The organism is Sanguibacter sp. Z1732, assembly GCF_051020515.1.
Classification (GTDB): Bacteria; Actinomycetota; Actinomycetes; order Actinomycetales; family Beutenbergiaceae; genus CALKWS01.
The window spans coordinates 3,616,404-3,633,393 of record NZ_CP194857.1; the positions used below are offsets into that span (position 1 = coordinate 3,616,404).

Genomic DNA, 16,990 nt, shown 5'->3' on the forward strand with positions numbered 1-16,990 from the left:
GACAGCCTATGACCCATGACCGACACCGACGCGGACAACACCATCTACACGCCCGAGGAACTGGCCCACACGCTGATCGTCCGTCTGGGCATCGAACTGGACCAGATCGGTGCCGAGCGCGCCACCGGACGGATGCCGGTTGCGGGCAACACCCAGCCGGCAGGACTCTTGCACGGCGGCGCCAGCGCGGCCCTGGCCGAGACACTGGCGTCGGTTGCCGCCCACGCCCACGCCACGGCCGGCGCAACGGGCGGCCAGTCCCGCAGCGCCGCAGGGGTGGACCTGAACATCACCCACCACCGGGCGGTACGCAGCGGCTGGGTGCACGGGGAGGCCCAGGCGTTGTACCTGGGCGGGCGCACCGCCAGCTACGACGTGGTCATCACCGACGACGACGGCGCCCGCGTGGCGACCGCGCGCCTGACCTGCCAGCTGATCACCATCCGCTGACCGCCTCGGCCCCCCCGAGCGCCTACGCCCGCCGTCTACTCGCGGATACGTGCTCCGTCGGCGAAGTGGTCCTCGGCCCGGTCAGCCAACTCACTCAGCGACACACCGGCCGGTGGCGTGGGCGGAAGCCCCCGGGAGCGCCGCCGTCGGGCGATCAGTTCGTCGATACCACGCCCGCGCCGCTCCCGACCCTTGGCCTGTTGCTCCAGGCGACGTAGCAAGGCTGCGGTGGGGGTCATCCGGCGCGCGCCCACCACGGTGAAGCCGAGTCCGGAGAGGAAGCGCTGCTCGCTACGTGAGCCGCTGATCGGCATCGTGACCACCTGCTCGGCACCCGCCCGGGCGCCCACCAGGCCCAGTTGACCCATCAGCGCCCGGCCGGCACCCCGGCGTCGGAACGCGGTCTGCACGTAGAGGGCCTCCATCTGCAAGTAGGCCACGTCGGAGAACAGGTTCGCCTCGATCACCTGCGCCAGGGCGACCCCCACGACCTGGTCGTCGGCTTCGGCGAGGACCAGGTAGGCGTTCGGCAGGGCGTACCAGGCACGCAGGTGCCCGTCCAGGTCCGCATCGGGGTTGACCAACTGCGCACCCAGCGGGGAGTCCGCACGCACCGAACGCAGCACCGGGACGACGGCATCCAGGTCTGCGGGCTCAGCGAGCCGGGCGTGCACTACGCGCACCAGTAGTTCCCTTCGACGACTTTCGGCACCTTAGCGCAATTTGTTGCCGAATTGTGACCTTCGACCTCAGTCGTCGGAACGGCCGCCGACCTGCTCGATCACTGCGTCGGCCACCTCGCGCATCGTCAGGCGCCGGTCCATGGAGGTCTTCTGGATCCACCGGAACGCCTCCGGCTCGGTCAGACCCATCTTGGTCATCAGCAGTCCCTTGGCCCGATCCACCCGCTTGCGGGTCTCGAACCGATCGGTCAGATCGGCGATCTCGGACTCCAGGGCGGTGATCTCCTTGTGGCGCGACAGTGCGATCTCCAACGCCGGGAGCAGGTCCTCGGGTGTGAACGGCTTGACCACATAGGCCATCGCGCCGGCGTCCCGGGCCCGCTCCACGAGCTCGGTCTGGGAGAAGGCGGTGAGCAGCACCACCGGAGCGATGCGGGCCTTGGTGATGCGCTCGGCCGCGGAGATGCCGTCGAGCTGGGGCATTTTGACGTCCATGACGACGACGTCGGGCTCCAACTCGGTAGTCATCGTGACGGCGGTCTCACCATCCCCGGCCTCACCGACCACCTCGTAACCGGCCTCCTGCAGGGTCTCCACCACATCCAGGCGGATCAGCGCCTCGTCCTCGGCGACCACGACGCGGCGCTTGGGCCGATCCGGTTCGCCTCCGCCACTGCGCTCAGCAGCGGGGACCTGGATGTCGTCCAGGTCCAGGGGCTGGTTGTCCTTGGTGCTTTCCGGGGCCGCAGCGCCGTTCTGATCCTCACTCACAGGGACAAACTCTATCCCTCTCGGGCGTCCGAGCGCGCGGCTGTTGCTGCGTGGGCTCGTGTGAGACTGGCGACAGTGTTCTCGCTAGGCTGTCCGGCAGCGGTAGGCTGGTGCCGCATCCGCCCCGATAGCCCAACCGGCAGAGGCGTTCGGCTCAAACCCGATCCAGTGTGGGTTCGAATCCCACTCGGGGCACCTCCAGCTAGCAGCATCTGGCTTCATACAGATGCGTTTAGCGCGAAATTCTGCGGACTTCTGGACCTTCGTTTCGCATCCCACGACATCTGGTTGCATCCAGATACAGGCTACGTCGCACATGAACATGCACAGAAGTCGCGGGAGCCGAGTAGTTGGTGGTCCTGATCTCACCGAGTGGCCGCGGTTGCCTTACGCCACCGACTGACTCACCAGGGATCTATAGCCTGTCCGGCTCATCCTGTCGAGCCGATCGTGGTTGAGGTCAGCGCCGATCCGGTGTCTCCTTCGACCGGACCTATGTCGACCACGGGCTGACCGGCACCAACCGGGACCGTCCCGGTCTGCCTGAGGCGATGGCGGCCTGCCGGTCCGGCGACACGCTGGTGGTGCAAGTTGTTGTTCAACGTGCTGTCGATGGTGGCTGAGTTTGAGGCCGACCTGATCCGGGCCCGGGAGGGCATGGCGATCGCCAAAGACAAGGGCCGCCTGCGGGGCAAGAAGCCCAAGTTATCCCCCACCCAGGAGCGGCTCCTGGTGTCCCTGGTGGAGGCCGTGGAGCACAGCCAGGTCGAGGTAGCCGAACGGAGGGGCGTCTCCCGCGCGACGGTGCACCGGGCGATGCGGCGGGCCAAGACACACCAGGCCAGAGGCTCTAACTTGTAACTCTCGGCGTGTCCTGTGTGGGGGTGGCCCCAGCGGCCTGGTTCCGCAGACCTAAAGGGCATGAGTTGCTGCCGTTGGTCCACCGATGATTTCCACTGCAACATCTACGCCTACCCCTCCAGTGAGGGGGTCGTGATCCACGTGGCTGTCCGCCGTACCCACTTCACCGCACCGCTGCCCGACCCGGTGCCCCTGACGCCCGCCACCGCGTTTGAATGGGCCGAGCGCCACACCCGGGTGGCCCAGATGCTGCAGCATGCTGAGCGGGAATGGATCGACCTGCCCCACGCCGGACGCACCATCAATGAGCCCGGCCAGGCGCACCCTGCCCGGCAGTTGCGCCGGTTGGCCAACCTCGGGTTCCGAGCTCCCCAAAGAGTTTCGAGACGCTCGAAGAAGAAGCGAGCCTCGGGGCCTGCGAAACCGGCGCCGATGGAGCGAACGTGAAAGGCTTTGGTGGCGTCCGCTGGCTCTCCGGCAGGGACCATAGAGTTCCTGCCAGTTAAGTGGCTCTTCACAATCGAGGGTGTAGCCGCGGCCTGAATCCGCCGGTCGCCAGGAGCGCTCTGGCGATGTAGTTGATGAGGTTGCGGAAGCCGAGGGCGGAGCCGCGCAGATGCTCGAGTCGACCATTGATGGCTCTTCCACTTTCAGCGTGGTGAGGGGTGTTCACGCCGCCTTTGGTGACGTCGTGTAGGCCATTATGCGGCAGCGGTAGTTGTCATGATTGCGATACCCGCGTCCGATGCGTTTGAAGGTCTTGGCGGTCAGGTTCGCCGCCTCGGTTCGGGCGTTGGTGGTGCGGGTGCGGCAGAAGGTGAGCAACTCCCGGCGCCACGCAGACAACGTCTTGAACAGCCGGCGCGGCTCGGGCAGGCGGGTGGCCCGCACCGCCTTCTCCAACTCCGACCAGGCCCGTTGGAACGCTGCGGTGTCGCGGGTGGCCATCAACTGGCGCACGTGTTCCTTGATGCCCCAGGCCACGGCCAGTTCGATGTCGGCCTCCAGGATCTCCTGGAGACGTTCTCGCTGGCGCACCGAGAGTCGGTCCCCGGCGCAGGTGAGCAACTTGCGATACCGCCAGGGCGGGTCGATCAACCGGCCCCGCCGGCCATGAACCTCCCAGGCCCGGCGTCGGCGCACGTCGGTGAGCATCTGGTTGGCCAGGCGGATCACGTGCCAGTGATCGACACTGATCTTCGCTTTCGGCAACACCTCGCGAACGGCGGAGCGGAACTCACTGGACATGTCGATGGCGACTGTCTCCACGCGTTTGCGCCACCACCGCGGCCGGGCCCGCAACCAGGACTTGACTGCGGCCGCCCGGGGTCCGTCGACGACGTCGAGGATCGCGCCGGTGTCCAGGTCGGTGAATACGACCGACCACGGCTCTACTCGCACCGTGGCCCCGATGTCGGCGTCTCGGACATAGCGCACCTTGCGGAAGCGGTGCTCATCGATCCCCAGCCGGCGCACCAGGCGCGAATCGGCGTGCCCGTCTACATCCAAGGTCTGGGTGGCCAGGCGCATCACTGTGGTCCACGACAACCCATGCTCCCCGGCCACCCCCAAGACCGCCCGCGGCTCGGTGCGCAGCGCCCCGGCCACCGTCGCAGCCAAGCGCGTAGTCACCCTGGCCCGGGCCGGCAACTCCTCGGTGACCTCGGTGAACGTGCCCCGCGGGCAAACCTGCTCGGCGCACAGGTATCGGCGCTTGCGCACCCGCACCACCACCGGCTGCCCGCCGCAACTGACGTCTCTGACCTGCTGGACCGGGCGCGAATGCACCCGGTTCGACATCACCCCACACGAGGGACACCCGTCCTCGCCGGCAGTGGTTTCGATCAGCACCACCCGCTGCCCATCGGCACGCCGCGAGGCGGTGATCACCCGGTAACCGGGCAGGTTGAACAGAATCGACGCAGCATCGCGCCGGTGCGTATCGTGGCACACAGGCTCGTGGTCCCTTCTCCAACTGGATGCTTTGACAACACCCATGTTGGATCAGGGCCACGAGCCCCTACCTCAACGGCACACCACGCTCAAAGTTGAAGAGCCCCATTGATCGCCTCGGTGGGGCCGTTGCTGTGCCGGGCCGGTCGAAGTAGGCCAGGACGTCGGCGGCGCGTGTTTTCATGGTCCGGCCCAGGGTGCGGACCTCCTCCAGGGCGGGGGAACGCCGGAGCTGAGCGAGGTGATGAGCGTGGCCATGACCGCTCGGCCAGCCTTGCGGTCCGGTGCGCGGTAGGCGGTGATCATCTGCTGGTAGAGGCCCCAGGTTGCCTCGACCTCCACGTGCTCCTCGAGGGCGAAGAGCGCCTCGATCCGCGCCTTCTGCTTGTCGGTCAGGAGGTCGGCGCCAGTGTGCAGGGTGCGGCGGGCACGATAGAGCGTATCGGTAGCTCGTCCGCGGTGGCCGTGGAGCTCTTGCTGGACCCGGCGCCGGCACCGGTCCACGGCGTCGCCGGCGAGGCGGACCACGCGGAAGGGATCCATCACCGCCACGGCCTCGGGCAGCTCTTCGCTGGTGGCGGTCTTGAAGCCGGTGAAGCCATCCATCGCCACCACCTCCACGCCCTGCCGCCACGAGGCGCCGCGGTCGGTGAGCCACTGCTTGAACGCCTGCTTCGAGCGGCCCGGGACCATGTCCAGCAGCCGTGAGGGGCCGGTGCCGTCGCGGATCGGGGTGAGGTCGATGATCACCGTGACGTACCTGTCGCCCAGGCGGGTGTGGCGCCACGCGTGCTCGTCCACGCCGACGACCTGCACGCCGTCGAACCGGCTCGGGTCGTTGATCAGCACGCGGCGGCCCTCGGCCAGGACCGCGGCGCTGACCGTGTTCCACGACACCGACAGGCCCACGGCGACGCGCGCGACCAGGTGCTGGCACACTAGGGCCTCCAGCGCCCAGCGCACCCGCCGCGGCAGATCTTTCGCCCGCGGCTCCGCCGCCGCGGTGGTGTCCTGTCGCCACACGTGCCCACACCCGGTGCACCGGTAGCGGCGCACGGTCACCAGCAGGGTGGTCGGGCGCCAGCCCAGCGGCTCGTGCGCCAACCGCCGCGTCACGGTGTCGCGAGGCACGCCCTCGCAGCCGCAGCGGTGGCACCACTCATCGGCCTCGACGACCCGGCAGGCAAGGACCGCCCGATCGGGCCCGAGCCGCTGGCCGCCGACTTTCAGGCCGAGCTCGTCGAGGCCGGCGAACATGGTCAGGTCGGGGCGCGTGAAGGTAGCGTCAGGCACGTCGAGGTCTTCCAGATGGGCGGCGTGGGAACCTCCATCATCGGAAGACCTCGACCCCTACCCGGCGAGCGACGCGCTGACGGCCTCTACACCCTCATCTGCGAAGTGCCAGTTAAGACGCGACCGTTGCCACTACGTCAATTTCGACGAGCAAACCAGGAATCGCAAGTTCGATACCTATGGTGGTGCGTGCCGGGAAGGGCGTGGAGAAATACTCCCGATAGATGGAGTCGAACGTGGTGAAATCCTCCTGGATCCGGGTCAGGTAAGCCCTGGACTGCACCACGTCGTCGAAGCCAGTGCCCGCCTCCGCCAATATCGCACGAATATTCTCCAACGTTTGATGGGTCTGACTCGTGACGTCGTCACCAACAATTGATCCATCCGGACCGAACGCTACGGCACCGGAGACGAAAAGGAATCCATTCGAAATAATTCCAGGGGAAAGCGCGGCTTTGAGTTCCGGCGCCCCAGCAGGCTGTACCAACGTTTTTCTTGACATGTCAATCGCTTCCTTAAGTCTCATCTAATGGAACGTGCTATGAAAGCCAACGCATGTACCGCGTTGGGTGCGTTTGTTCGCTGTCCTACACCACCCCTGTTCGCAGACGCTAACGTCGGCATCGGTGACGACGACCCGTAATCATCGGTCGGTCAGGAGCCAGCCGGGCGTCGAGACCGAGAATTTCACCCGCGCTTCCCCGAGGTAGCCACCGTCGGTAGCCAACGAAACAACCTGGGAACTGTCCCAACCTGCAACCAGGATTTCTCCTTCCCGCACGAGGATGTGCTGTGGCCAGCGAACGCCCGAGTCCCGCTCAACCACAAGGACCGGGGCTTCTCCTGACACATCGAACAGTGAGATCGTGTCGTACCCGCGGTTGGCGAAATACACGAAACGCCCATCCAGTGACAATCGGATATCCCCCGGGTAGTTCCGCGAATGCCGGGTACGAGCCGGTCCCGTTCGGCGGTGCTGGGCACGTCATGCACCGCCCCATCCCGAGGGTTCAACACCAGAAGGTTCGACCCGAGTTCGCCGGCGATGGCCAGCCGGCCGTCTGGCATCTCCACGAGGTGGCGGGGCCCGGCACCTGCCGGGACGGCGAGTGCGCGCGATTCCTCCAGGTGCACGGCCCTGGAGTTCGCGACGATCTTGAACTCCCGAATCAGGTCCGCGCCAAGATCCACCACCCAGGTGCGAAGGCCATCCCCGCGGTCCTTGAAGACCACCTGATGCGGGTGTGCCGAATCTTGCCGCTCAATCTCGGGGCCTGAGCCCTCCAACTGCAGGTGGTGCCCCTCGCCGGCCAGCGAGCCATCGGGTTCCAGCAACCAGCACGCCAACTGGCCGGAGGTGTAGTTCGTCACGACAAGAACCGAGCCGCTGGGATCGACAGCGAGGTGGCACGGTTCCAGTTCGGTAGGGCCTGCGAGTTGGTCGCTCATCAGCCGACCGGTACCGTCCGACACCGAGATCGCTACCACCCGACCTGGCGTCGCGACACCGGCCGTGCCGTAGACCACGGGCAAGCGTGGGTGCCAGGCCAGCGCGGAGAGTTGCTCGACGGTGGTCAGGGTAGTCATCACCCACCCCCCGTCCCGGTATGCGCACCGGACGAGGCCGTGCTCAACGCCCCCTCCACGGGAGGCAACGAGTAAGGACTCAGCATTCATAGGAAACACCCTTTCGATCAACTGTGACCGCGAACGTGCGCAGCCTGCGGGTCGGCCGGCTGCACGCGATTGTGAGTTTGGAGCCCTCCACATCGCCGCTGGACACCTGCCGACGCTCACCCTAGTATGCCTACATGGAACCGCGTTCCACGTCGTCATACCATTCCCAGGGTCTCACCCGGGCGCTCCGCATCCTCCGTACGCTCGGCGCACATAACGAGCCCATGACACTTGCGCTGTTGTCGCGCGAACTCGACCTGCCCAAACCGACTTTGGTGCGACTCCTCAGCGTGCTGGAAGCAGAAGGGTTTGTACGGAAAGCCACCGATGCGCCGACCTTCGAAGTCGGCGACGCGGTGCTCGAGATCGCCGACAACGCGCTGCAGCGCATGGACGCCGGAACAGTCGCCACCCCCCATCTTCGCCACCTCGCTGAAGCGACCGGGTTCACCTCCAACGTTGGTGTCCTTGCCGGAGAGTCGGTCCTACACCTTCGAGTGGAAGAACCTCAACGCGCACTCCGGTTCAGGTCAAGCAACGGGTCGATCGACCATCTGCATTGCACTGGTCTGGGCAAGATGCTCCTCTCCATGCTTCCACCGGAAGCGCGGGGCGGCCACCTGCCGCCTGAACCCTACCCCGCATTCACACCGAAAACCCTCACCACCTCGGCCCAACTGGAGGGCGAGCTCGCCCGCATCCACAAGGAGGGGTTCAGCGTCGACGACGAGGAGAGGGACCACGGAGTGGTGTGCCTCGCCGTTCCGGTGCCGAATGATCAGCGGGCCGTGTGTGCTGTCAGCATCAGCGGCCCTGCCGGCGAACTGACGCCCGCCCATCGGCAGGACGTATTGCAGATTCTCACCCAGACCGCCGCCGCTCTCGGCAAGGAAAGTCGCTTCCTCAGCGCGCTGCGCGCGTTCAGAGATTCCTACCCCGTGGCCATTGAAGGAACTTCATGATCGTCGACGTCCATACCCATAACCTGCTGCCCGAGCATTGGGGGCCGGAGCACAAGGAGAACTGGGAACCCGCTTACGGTGAGCCGTATCCGGACATCACCCCGTACCAGTACGACGTAGCCATGCGAGCGGCCGGTATTGACGTCGCGATCGTCTTCGGGCTGGCCGCGTCACGCGCAGGGGTCCATACCCCCAACCGGTACGTTGCCGACTTCTGCGCCAGCGTCACCACGCCCACGATCGCCTTCACAGCCATCGACCCGTTGGACACGACCTGGCGTGAGCAACTGGAGGAAGCTCACAGCCTGGGCTTCCGGGGCGTCAAACTGTACCCCGTCCTCTCCCTATTCGACCCGCTCGCACCGGAGTTCGAAGACTTCTACCGCTTCCTGCTCAAGCAGCGGCTCGTCGTGCTATGGCACATGGGCGCTACACCGAGCCCGCAGGGACGCCTGGCGCTGAGCCAACCACTCATCGTCGAGGAGGTTGCCCGGCGGTACCCGGACCTGGTCCAGATCATGGCGCACATGGGACACCCCTGGCAGCGCGATGCCAATATCGTCCTGCGCAAGCACCCGAACGTATTCGCCGACGTCTCGGCAAGTTGGTCACGGCCAATGGACGGTTTCCTGGCTCTGGTCCACGCACAGGAGTGGGCCGTCACCGACAAATTGCTGTTCGGCAGCGACTACCCACTCTGGGAGCCGAAGGCGGCGCTCGAACAATTCACCGCCCTGGCGGAACTGCGCGCAGGGAATCTCCCCTATGTCCTTGAAGAAACGGTGCAGAACATCATCCACCGCGATGCGCTGCAACTGCTCGGCCTCGACGACCCACGTCCCAAGACTTCTTAACCCACCTCACAACTGATCACCACTTCCTCAAAGGAGAGCCATGCCATCCCTGAGTACAGCGACTCCCGTTGCCACGGCGGGCGAGGAGAAGCGCAGGAAAGCCGTGCGATTGATCCCGGGCGGGGTCAATTCGGCTACCCGCAATGTCGGTTATCCCGCCGCATTCAGCCACGCCAGGGGCTCGACGATCACCGACTCCGATGGTCGCGAGTTCGTGGACTACCACTGCGCCTTCGGCGCCACGCTGCTGGGGCACAACGACGAGCGCGTCAACGCCGCTGTGGCAGAAACCTTCGGCACGATCGACCTCATCGGCCTGGGAGTCACCGAACTCGAAATACAAGCAGCCCAACTCGTCCAGGACCTCATCCCATCGGTCGACATGTCGATTACGACGATGAGCGGCACGGAATCCACGTTCCAAGCGGTGCGATTAGCCCGGGCTGCCACCGGACGCAAGTACGTACTGAAGTTTCAGGGTTGCTTCCACGGGTGGCACGACGCCGTTGCTCGCAACGTCGCATCCTCAGCAGAAGGCGCATGGGGTCGCGACCCATTGTCGGCAGGCATCCTGGACGATGCGATCGACGCCACCCTCATAGCCGAGTTCAACGATTTGGGTTCGGTGCAGGAGGTGTTCGACCGCTATCCCGATCAGATCGCGGCCGTCATTCTCGAGCCGGTCCCGCACAACGTTGGCGCTCTGCTGCCGATCGATGCATTCTTGCGCGGCCTTCGCGAACTGTGCACCACGACCGGCACCGTGCTCATCTTCGACGAAGTCATCACCGGCTTTCGGCACGCCCCGGGCGGCTACCAGGAACTGTGCGGCATCGCCCCGGATCTGACTGCCTATGGCAAGGCCATGGGCAACGGTTTTCCGGTCGCCGGCATGGGCGGACGGCGCGACCTCATGGAGCGGTTCAACTCCGCCGGCGGGGACGTGATGCTGGCCGGAACCTACAATGGCAACCCCCGCATCCATGGCAGCCGCCGTGGCCACCATGACAGCGATTAGCGATCCTGAGGTCGGCTTCCACGACCACGTCACCCAACTCGGGGACCGTATGCGTGCCGGATTGTCCGAGATCATGAAGAGCCACGATGTTGCCGCCGTGGTCACCGGGCTCGGTTCCGTCTTCGTCACGTACTTCCTGAGCGGCACGGTAAGCGGATACCGGGACCTGCTCCGGAACAATGACGTGGCGTACGCGGAGTTCCATCGGCGAATGATCAACGAGGGCTTCATGATGTACCCGATGGCGCTCAAGAGGAATCACATCACCCTGGCACACACTGCGGACCAGATCGATGAAACCCTAGCGGCCGCCGATGAAGTGATCCGCTCGATGGTCCGCGACGGACTCTTCGACCAGGCGCCGGCCACACCCTAGATAGAAACGCGTCGGGAGCGCGCGCCAGCCCGGCTACGCCCTAATCGTTCGGCCACGGAGCCATCGGCGTTCAACACGGATCGTCGAGGACGTCCATCGCCCCTCCCGCGTGACCGCGGCTGCTGCCGCCCGCGCGCCCCACGTGCTTGACCGGCTGAGGCCGGCAGCCTACAGTTCGATTCACCCCGATGAAGTGGAGTTCACATATGCGAAATCAATCAGCCTTGAAAGGCTCTCCCATGAACCGACGTAGTTTCCTCCTAGCCGCGGGCGGCACCGGCCTCGCTGCCGCGATGGGACTTGGCACGTTGACGTCTTGCAGTTCCGGCGGTGGCGACTGGGACGGCCAACTGCGGATGCTCGGATGGGACTTCCAGCCTGAGATGATCCATCAACTGGTCGGCGAGTGGTCGGACGCGGAAGAGACCGACGTCGAGGTCTCCATCATCCCGAACCTGGGATACTCCGCCGCCCTGCAGACACGGCTACGCGGCGGTGATGTCACCGACCTCTACTACAACTTCGCCTACAACTCACAGAAGTTTATCGACCAGGGCTGGGCATCGACGCTCAACGACTTGCCCGGTGCCGACGACCTCGTCGCAGACCTCTTCCCAAGCGCCCGCAGCACCTACGTCAACAGCGATGGCGACCTCATCAGCGTCCCCTACTTCTCAGCCGTGCACATGTTGCACTACAACGAGAGCATGGTCGCCGAGGCGGGGTTCAATTCGCCCCCGCAAACGCTCCAGGAGATGTATGACCAATCCAAGGCGCTCAAGGACCAGGGCATCGTCTCTGCGCCCTACGTGGCCTACTGGGTCAAGGAGTTCTGCGAGGAGTACCTGCAGACCTACCTGCTCAATGAAGGCATCACCGCGTTCGACGACGACGGCAACCCGGTCTTCGCGGATGACCCGAAGACCGAGGGTGTCTTCGAGTGGTGGCAATCGATGTACACCGAAGGGCTTGCGCCGTCGTCGCTGCTCAATGACGATCCCGGCATCCTGTCCAACCACATGGCACAGGGCGATGCGGCCTTCTTCGTCCTGCACCACTACTTCTTCACCTCGATCCGCGACCTGGAGGGCCCCGAGTCGACCAATGTTCAGATGGCGCCCATCGGCGGCGCGAACCACACCTTCCAGATGGGTGAAGTGCTTCAACTCGGCGATGTCCAAAACGACGACGCCCGCGCCGCCGCTTGGGAGTTGATGAAGTACTACGGATGGAAATCACCCGAAGGAGAGTTCACCGTCTCCAATGCCTGGGCGAACGCCGGGGGCCTTGCCGCCCCCTATCCGGGGTTCTTTACGGACGAAAACGTCCAGAACTCGTTCCCCGATTACTACGACCTGTCGATGCTCTCGGAGACATTCGAGACCGGTTCGAAGGTCGTCGCCGCCCGGACGCTCCCCTGGTACCCGGACTTCCAGGCAAAGGTCGGCGACATCATCCATGCACTATTGCTCGGCCAGATCACCCCGGCCGACACCGTCGACCAACTGACCGAGGCCGCAACGTCCGCGCAAGAAGGTGGCGGTCTGTAGTTCGATGGCTCCCATTGCACCCTCCGTTCGCAGAGGCGTGTCGGTGGCCGAGCGCCGAAGCGTCGGCCCGCTCGAAAGTTCGGGCCGACGCTTCGGAGTCCGCCTAGTCGCGCCGGCCGCTGCGCTCCTGATCGTCCTCCTGCTCATTCCCACCCTCCTAACAGTGCTCTACAGCGTGCACAACGTCCCGGCCGATGGGCGCGGACTAGGGGAATTCACGGGCTTCGAGAACTTCCTCATCGTGTTCAAGAGCGATGTCTTCTGGCACTCGATGTGGATAACGTTCATATTCTCACTAGGATTCGTGCTTCTTTCCACGCTGATCGGCCTCGGCTGTGCGGTACTCCTCAATCAGGAGTTCATTGGCCGTGGCCTCGCGCGTACCTTGCTCATCATTCCGTGGGCCACCCCATGGCTCGTGCTCGGAATCCTCTGGAAGTGGTACGCGGACGGTTCGGTCGGAGGCCTTAACGCCCTTCTGACCGCACTCGGAATCACGTCCGAATACCACGACTTCCTTTCCGACCCCACAGCGGCACTGATACTCGCCATCATCGCAGCCGTATGGCGCCAGGCCAGCTTCGCAGGGATCCTCTTCCTCGCCGGTCTGCAGACACTCCCGGGCGAACTCGCCGAGGCAGCCGCGCTGGACGGAGCCGGGGCAATAAAGCGCTTCTATCACATCACCATTCCGTGGCTACGGCCGGTGCTCATCACCGTCACGGTACTGAATGTGATCTACGCATTCCTGCAGTTCGATGTCATCTTCGCCATGACGCAGGGCGGACCCGGCGATGCCACGCAGGTGCTGAGCATCCTCATCTACCGCCAACTCTTCGTGGTCACCAACATCGGCCTGGGTTCTGCGCTCGCGGTGATCCTCGGGGCTCTCGCCCTCATCGGGGGTCTCGCCACGGTGAAGTTGCTGTACAAGCGCGAAGAGCAAGGAATGGCAGGGTGATCATGGTTCAACTGACTCAGCGTGAATCCATGGCACAGCCCCGCACTCGACGCACGAACCGATCTGGTGGCCGGCGGCGCAGCCCCTTGCTCACAGCGTTCATCTACCTTGCCGTGGTGATCTTCGCCCTATGGATCATCCTGCCGGTCTGGTTCCTTCTCGTCTCCAGCCTCATCACCCCGAGCCAGATGGGGTCGAGGTCATTCCCTCTAATTCCGGACTCCATCACCTTCAACAACTTCCTTGAATTGCTCTCTGGAGCCGGTGCCAGTGTCGGCGCGAGCACGGCCGGCACCAGACTGCTCGACTCTATTGCCAACAGCCTGCTGGTGAGCACGGTCCTCGTTGCCCTCAACCTCACCTTGGCTGGGTTGGCTGCCTACGGGTTGTCCCGCTTCCCGTTCCGTGGATCTCGGAGTTTTGAGCTCGCGGTCATCGCTACGCGGGTGATTCCTGCGATCGCGATCATCGGCCCCTTCTTCGTCGCCTTCCGGCTGATGAACATTCTCGATACGCCGTGGGCCTTGATCATTAGTTACAACGTCTTCACGTTGCCCTTGGCGATCTTGGTGCTCAAGAATTACTTCGACCAACTCCCTAAAGAGATCGAAGAGGCAGCAATGATCGACGGCGCTGGCCGGATGCAGACATTCGCCATCATCATCCTGCCGATCGCCAAGCCTGGCCTCGTGGCGGCCGGCGTACTTATCTTCCTGGAGGCATGGAGCGAGTTCTTTTACTCGCTCGTGCTGACGAACCAACTGACCGCTCCCCCGCTCCTCGTCGGTTTCCAATCCGTGCAACAGTTCAATTGGAGTTCGCTAGCGGCAGCCACGGTGCTCACCCTGATCCCACCGGTCCTGCTCACCCTGATCTTCCAACGGCACGTCGTCGGTGCACTAGCGGCAGGACACGACAAATGAGCGGGGAGATCACCGCCGCCGTCATCAGCGCCGGGGCCTGGTCACGATCCAGTCACCTTCCCGCCCTGCGGGGAGATTCACAAGTCGACGTCACGATGGTCACAAGCCAGAGTGCTGACCGAGCCCGCGAACTCGCGGAGGAATTCGCTATACCACATTGGTCCTCGGACTGGCGCGACGCCCTGAAGAACGCTCCGTCCATCGCGATCGTCTCCAGCCCTCCGGTTGCCCATGAGGAGCAGGTCACAGCCGCGCTGAGAGCCGGCTCCCATGTGCTCGTCGAGAAGCCCTTTGCGGTGGACTCCGCTAGTGCTCGACGCATGCACCTAGCGGCGCAAGAAGCCGGACGAGACCTCCTAGTGGGGTTCGGGTGGGTAGCGGCCCCGACGTTCGAACTGGCACGATCCCTCGTCGCCTCAGGCGAGATCGGCGATGTCGAACTGGTCGATTGCCATCTGGATGTCAACACCCGTGCCTTACTCAGTGGCGGCACGGATGGCGGTTGGGGCGCTGCGGACGTCTCCGAATCACGCACCTACACCGACGCCGCCACGTCAGGGGGCGGCGCCGTCGCGGTTTCGATGTCGCACCAACTGGGTCTCGTGCATTGGATCACCGGGAAGCGGTTCGCTTCGGTCGACGCCCACACATTCCCGCCGGGAGTCGACATCGATCTGCACGCCACCACGAACTTCAGCTTCGAGCACGGGGGCTCGGCGAGCCTGAGTTGCGCCTCCACCCATCCCTATCTCGCACGCCCGCAATGGTTGCTGCGCATATACGGGTCGAAGGCACAACTCGCGATCGACTCCGTGTCCGATGCCGCTCGGATGGTCCAGGCCAACGGCAATGTCACCGACTTCACACCTGAGCAGGCCAGCGGACTCTACGACGCGGGCGCACCGACGAAAGTGCTCATCGATTGCGCGCGCGGCTACGACGCGCCCACTGGCATGTCTGGCGCTCTGGCCGTCCATGTGGTCGAGGCATCGGACGCGATCTACCAGAGCGCACGAACAGGTTGTCGCGTAGCCATAGCGGCGGAGGGTGCACATGACTGAGGACCAGACCATCATCTTTCGAAATGCGTCTGTCCTGGACGGCACGGCCCGGGACGCCTTTACAGCCGATGTGAGGATCGACGGCGACAGCATCACCGGAGTGCGGCCGGGAATCGTCGTCGAGAACGCGGAGACCTACGACCTAGGCGGCCTTGCGCTCGCTCCTGGCTTTATCGACATGCACTCGCACTCGGATATCCAGATCCTGGCCAACCCTGATCATGAGGCGAAACTCTCCCAGGGAGTCACGCTGGAGGTCCTCGGACAGGACGGGCTGAGTTACGCACCCGTCTCCGATGAGGTGCTGCGTGCGTTGCGCAAACGTATCAGGGGATGGAACGACGACCCCACGGACCTGGACTGGAGTTGGCGCAGCGTCGCTGACTACTTAGACCGGCTTGACGACGATACCGCTGTCAACACGGCCTATCTCGTACCGCACGGGACGCTGCGGATGCTCGTCATGGGCGATGCGGCGCGTGCGGCGACGCCGACCGAGGTCGCACAGATGGCGGCACTACTTCGACAGGGGCTCGAGGACGGCGCAGTCGGCCTCTCCGCCGGCCTGACCTACGTGCCGGGTATGTACTCCACCACAACCGCCGAACTGGTGGAACTATGCCGCGTCGTCGCCGAGCACGGTGGCTACTTCTGCCCCCACCACCGCAATTACGGTCCGGAAGCCCTCGAGGCATATGCGGAGTGCATCGACATCGCCAAACACTCCGGCGTCGCCCTGCACTTCGCCCATGCCCACCTCTCCTTCGATGTGAACCGAGGAAACCTACCTGAACTGCTTCGGCTGTTCGATGATGCGATTGCGGACGGGGTAGACCTCAGTTTCGACAGTTACCCCTACCTGGCGGCGATGACGACGTTGAGTTCACAACTACCCGGTTGGGCCCAGCGCGGCGGGATCGGTGAACAGATCGAGCGGCTCCGTGACCCGGGCAGCCGCGAAGAGATCATCACCGCTCTCGACGTCACCGGGTCTGACGGGCATCAGGGCCTGACCATTAACTGGTCGAATATCCATCTCTCCTCCACACCGAATGCTCCGGAGTACGAGTGGGTGACGGCAGAGTCCCTGGGGGCGGCCGCCGCCAAAACCGGGATCAGACCCGCTGAACTCTGCCTGGACATTCTTGTCGCAACCGAACTCGGAGCCTCCTGTGTCATGTTCGTGGGCATCGAGGAGCACGTGCGCGCCCTCATGCAGCATCCACGCCACATGGTCGGGAGTGACGGAATCCTCGTGGGCGATCGTCCGCATCCCCGTTCCTGGGGGACCTTCCCCCGGGTCCTGCACACCTATGTCCGCGAGGAACGAGTCCTCAGTCTTCCCGAGGCCATCCGGCACATGACGCACTCTCCGGCCCAACGACTCCGGCTCAGAGATAGAGGCAAGATCGCCCCGGGATACAAGGCCGATATCGTGATATTCGATCCCGCAGCGGTGAGCGCCGAAGCCACTTATGTGAGTCCCCGCCGGCCCGCAACGGGGATCGAGCACGTGCTCGTCAATGGTCGATTCGCGTTGAAGAACGGGAAGGTGACCGGAATACGCACCGGACGCGTACTCAGGGGGTCGCAATGA

At 64.5% G+C, this 16,990-nt stretch carries 16 protein-coding genes, 1 tRNA gene and 4 pseudogenes; 14 read left to right on the plus strand and 7 right to left on the minus strand.

Annotated features, from left to right (window positions below):
- Positions 1-15: 15 nt before the first annotated feature.
- Positions 16-450 (plus strand): PaaI family thioesterase, encoded by a 435-nt coding sequence (locus ACRRRO_RS18820; protein WP_424796326.1) that lies wholly within the window; start codon positions 16-18, stop codon positions 448-450.
- A gap of 35 nt (positions 451-485) precedes the next feature.
- Here the strand turns inward: ACRRRO_RS18820 and ACRRRO_RS18825 are convergent, their stop codons facing one another.
- A complete protein-coding gene (locus ACRRRO_RS18825; RefSeq protein ID WP_424796327.1) occupies positions 486-1,133 on the minus strand; it encodes an N-acetyltransferase family protein in 648 nt (215 codons plus the stop codon).
- 66 nt (positions 1,134-1,199) lie between these two features.
- Positions 1,200-1,841, minus strand: a complete 642-nt coding sequence (locus ACRRRO_RS18830; RefSeq protein ID WP_424786266.1) for an ANTAR domain-containing response regulator — start codon at positions 1,839-1,841, stop codon at positions 1,200-1,202.
- Between the two features lie 184 nt (positions 1,842-2,025).
- On the opposite strand from ACRRRO_RS18830, the gene ACRRRO_RS18835 reads away from it, so the two are divergent.
- The 3 genes and pseudogenes from ACRRRO_RS18835 (at position 2,026) to ACRRRO_RS18845 (ending at position 3,212) form a co-directional block, all read left to right on the plus strand.
- Positions 2,026-2,099: transfer RNA gene (locus ACRRRO_RS18835), tRNA-Leu, on the plus strand.
- Positions 2,100-2,377: 278 nt separating this feature from the next.
- A pseudogene (locus ACRRRO_RS18840) lies at positions 2,378-2,765 on the plus strand (recombinase family protein); the annotation flags it as partial.
- A 60-nt stretch (positions 2,766-2,825) separates the two neighbouring features.
- Positions 2,826-3,212: a hypothetical protein gene (locus ACRRRO_RS18845; protein ID WP_424796328.1), complete on the plus strand. Its 387-nt coding sequence runs from the start codon at positions 2,826-2,828 to the stop codon at positions 3,210-3,212.
- Positions 3,213-3,434: 222 nt separating this feature from the next.
- Here the strand turns inward: ACRRRO_RS18845 and ACRRRO_RS18850 are convergent, their stop codons facing one another.
- The 5 genes and pseudogenes from ACRRRO_RS18850 to ACRRRO_RS18870 form a co-directional block, all read right to left on the minus strand.
- The gene (locus tag ACRRRO_RS18850; RefSeq protein WP_424796329.1) at positions 3,435-4,718 is read right to left on the minus strand and encodes an ISL3 family transposase; all 1,284 of its coding nucleotides are present in this window, start codon (positions 4,716-4,718) and stop codon (positions 3,435-3,437) included.
- A gap of 95 nt (positions 4,719-4,813) precedes the next feature.
- Positions 4,814-6,011 (minus strand): annotated as a pseudogene (locus tag ACRRRO_RS18855) (ISL3 family transposase); the annotation flags it as partial.
- A 112-nt stretch (positions 6,012-6,123) separates the two neighbouring features.
- The gene (locus ACRRRO_RS18860; protein WP_434080710.1) at positions 6,124-6,537 is read right to left on the minus strand and encodes a RidA family protein; all 414 of its coding nucleotides are present in this window, start codon (positions 6,535-6,537) and stop codon (positions 6,124-6,126) included.
- A gap of 117 nt (positions 6,538-6,654) precedes the next feature.
- Positions 6,655-6,927, minus strand: a complete 273-nt coding sequence (locus ACRRRO_RS18865; RefSeq protein ID WP_434080711.1) for a beta-propeller fold lactonase family protein — start codon at positions 6,925-6,927, stop codon at positions 6,655-6,657.
- Positions 6,928-7,004: 77 nt separating this feature from the next.
- Positions 7,005-7,847 (minus strand): annotated as a pseudogene (locus tag ACRRRO_RS18870) (lactonase family protein); the annotation flags it as partial.
- Here ACRRRO_RS18870 and ACRRRO_RS18875 point away from each other — a divergent pair.
- The 10 genes and pseudogenes from ACRRRO_RS18875 to ACRRRO_RS18920 all read left to right on the plus strand — a co-directional run bounded on the left by ACRRRO_RS18875 (position 7,823) and on the right by ACRRRO_RS18920 (position 16,990).
- Positions 7,823-8,650, plus strand: a complete 828-nt coding sequence (locus tag ACRRRO_RS18875) for an IclR family transcriptional regulator (protein WP_424798246.1) — start codon at positions 7,823-7,825, stop codon at positions 8,648-8,650. The pseudogene ACRRRO_RS18870 and the gene ACRRRO_RS18875 sit on opposite strands and share 25 nt — an antisense overlap.
- Positions 8,647-9,504 carry an amidohydrolase family protein gene (locus ACRRRO_RS18880; protein WP_424798247.1) on the plus strand — a complete coding sequence of 286 codons (858 nt, stop codon included), beginning with the start codon at positions 8,647-8,649 and terminating at the stop codon, positions 9,502-9,504. Before ACRRRO_RS18875 ends, ACRRRO_RS18880 begins: the two co-directional genes overlap by 4 nt.
- Positions 9,505-9,544: 40 nt before the next feature.
- On the plus strand, positions 9,545-10,522 hold the full coding sequence (locus ACRRRO_RS18885; RefSeq protein WP_434080712.1) for an aspartate aminotransferase family protein: 978 nt from the start codon (positions 9,545-9,547) through the stop codon (positions 10,520-10,522).
- Positions 10,509-10,898: a hypothetical protein gene (locus ACRRRO_RS18890; protein WP_434080713.1), complete on the plus strand. Its 390-nt coding sequence runs from the start codon at positions 10,509-10,511 to the stop codon at positions 10,896-10,898. The genes ACRRRO_RS18885 and ACRRRO_RS18890 overlap by 14 nt, the downstream gene beginning before the upstream one ends.
- A gap of 239 nt (positions 10,899-11,137) precedes the next feature.
- Complete coding sequence (locus ACRRRO_RS18895) at positions 11,138-12,448, plus strand: hypothetical protein (RefSeq protein ID WP_424798249.1); 1,311 nt, start codon at positions 11,138-11,140, stop codon at positions 12,446-12,448.
- A gap of 43 nt (positions 12,449-12,491) precedes the next feature.
- Positions 12,492-13,409: a carbohydrate ABC transporter permease gene (locus ACRRRO_RS18900; protein ID WP_424798250.1), complete on the plus strand. Its 918-nt coding sequence runs from the start codon at positions 12,492-12,494 to the stop codon at positions 13,407-13,409.
- Positions 13,410-13,411: 2 nt separating this feature from the next.
- On the plus strand, positions 13,412-14,332 hold the full coding sequence (locus tag ACRRRO_RS18905; protein WP_434080714.1) for a carbohydrate ABC transporter permease: 921 nt from the start codon (positions 13,412-13,414) through the stop codon (positions 14,330-14,332).
- Positions 14,329-14,688 (plus strand): annotated as a pseudogene (locus ACRRRO_RS18910) (Gfo/Idh/MocA family protein); the annotation flags it as partial. The gene ACRRRO_RS18905 and the pseudogene ACRRRO_RS18910, both read left to right, overlap by 4 nt.
- A gap of 3 nt (positions 14,689-14,691) precedes the next feature.
- Positions 14,692-15,393, plus strand: coding sequence for a Gfo/Idh/MocA family protein (locus ACRRRO_RS18915; protein WP_434081606.1), 702 nt, complete (start codon positions 14,692-14,694; stop codon positions 15,391-15,393).
- Complete coding sequence (locus tag ACRRRO_RS18920) at positions 15,386-16,990, plus strand: N-acyl-D-amino-acid deacylase family protein (RefSeq protein ID WP_434080715.1); 1,605 nt, start codon at positions 15,386-15,388, stop codon at positions 16,988-16,990. The genes ACRRRO_RS18915 and ACRRRO_RS18920 overlap by 8 nt, the downstream gene beginning before the upstream one ends.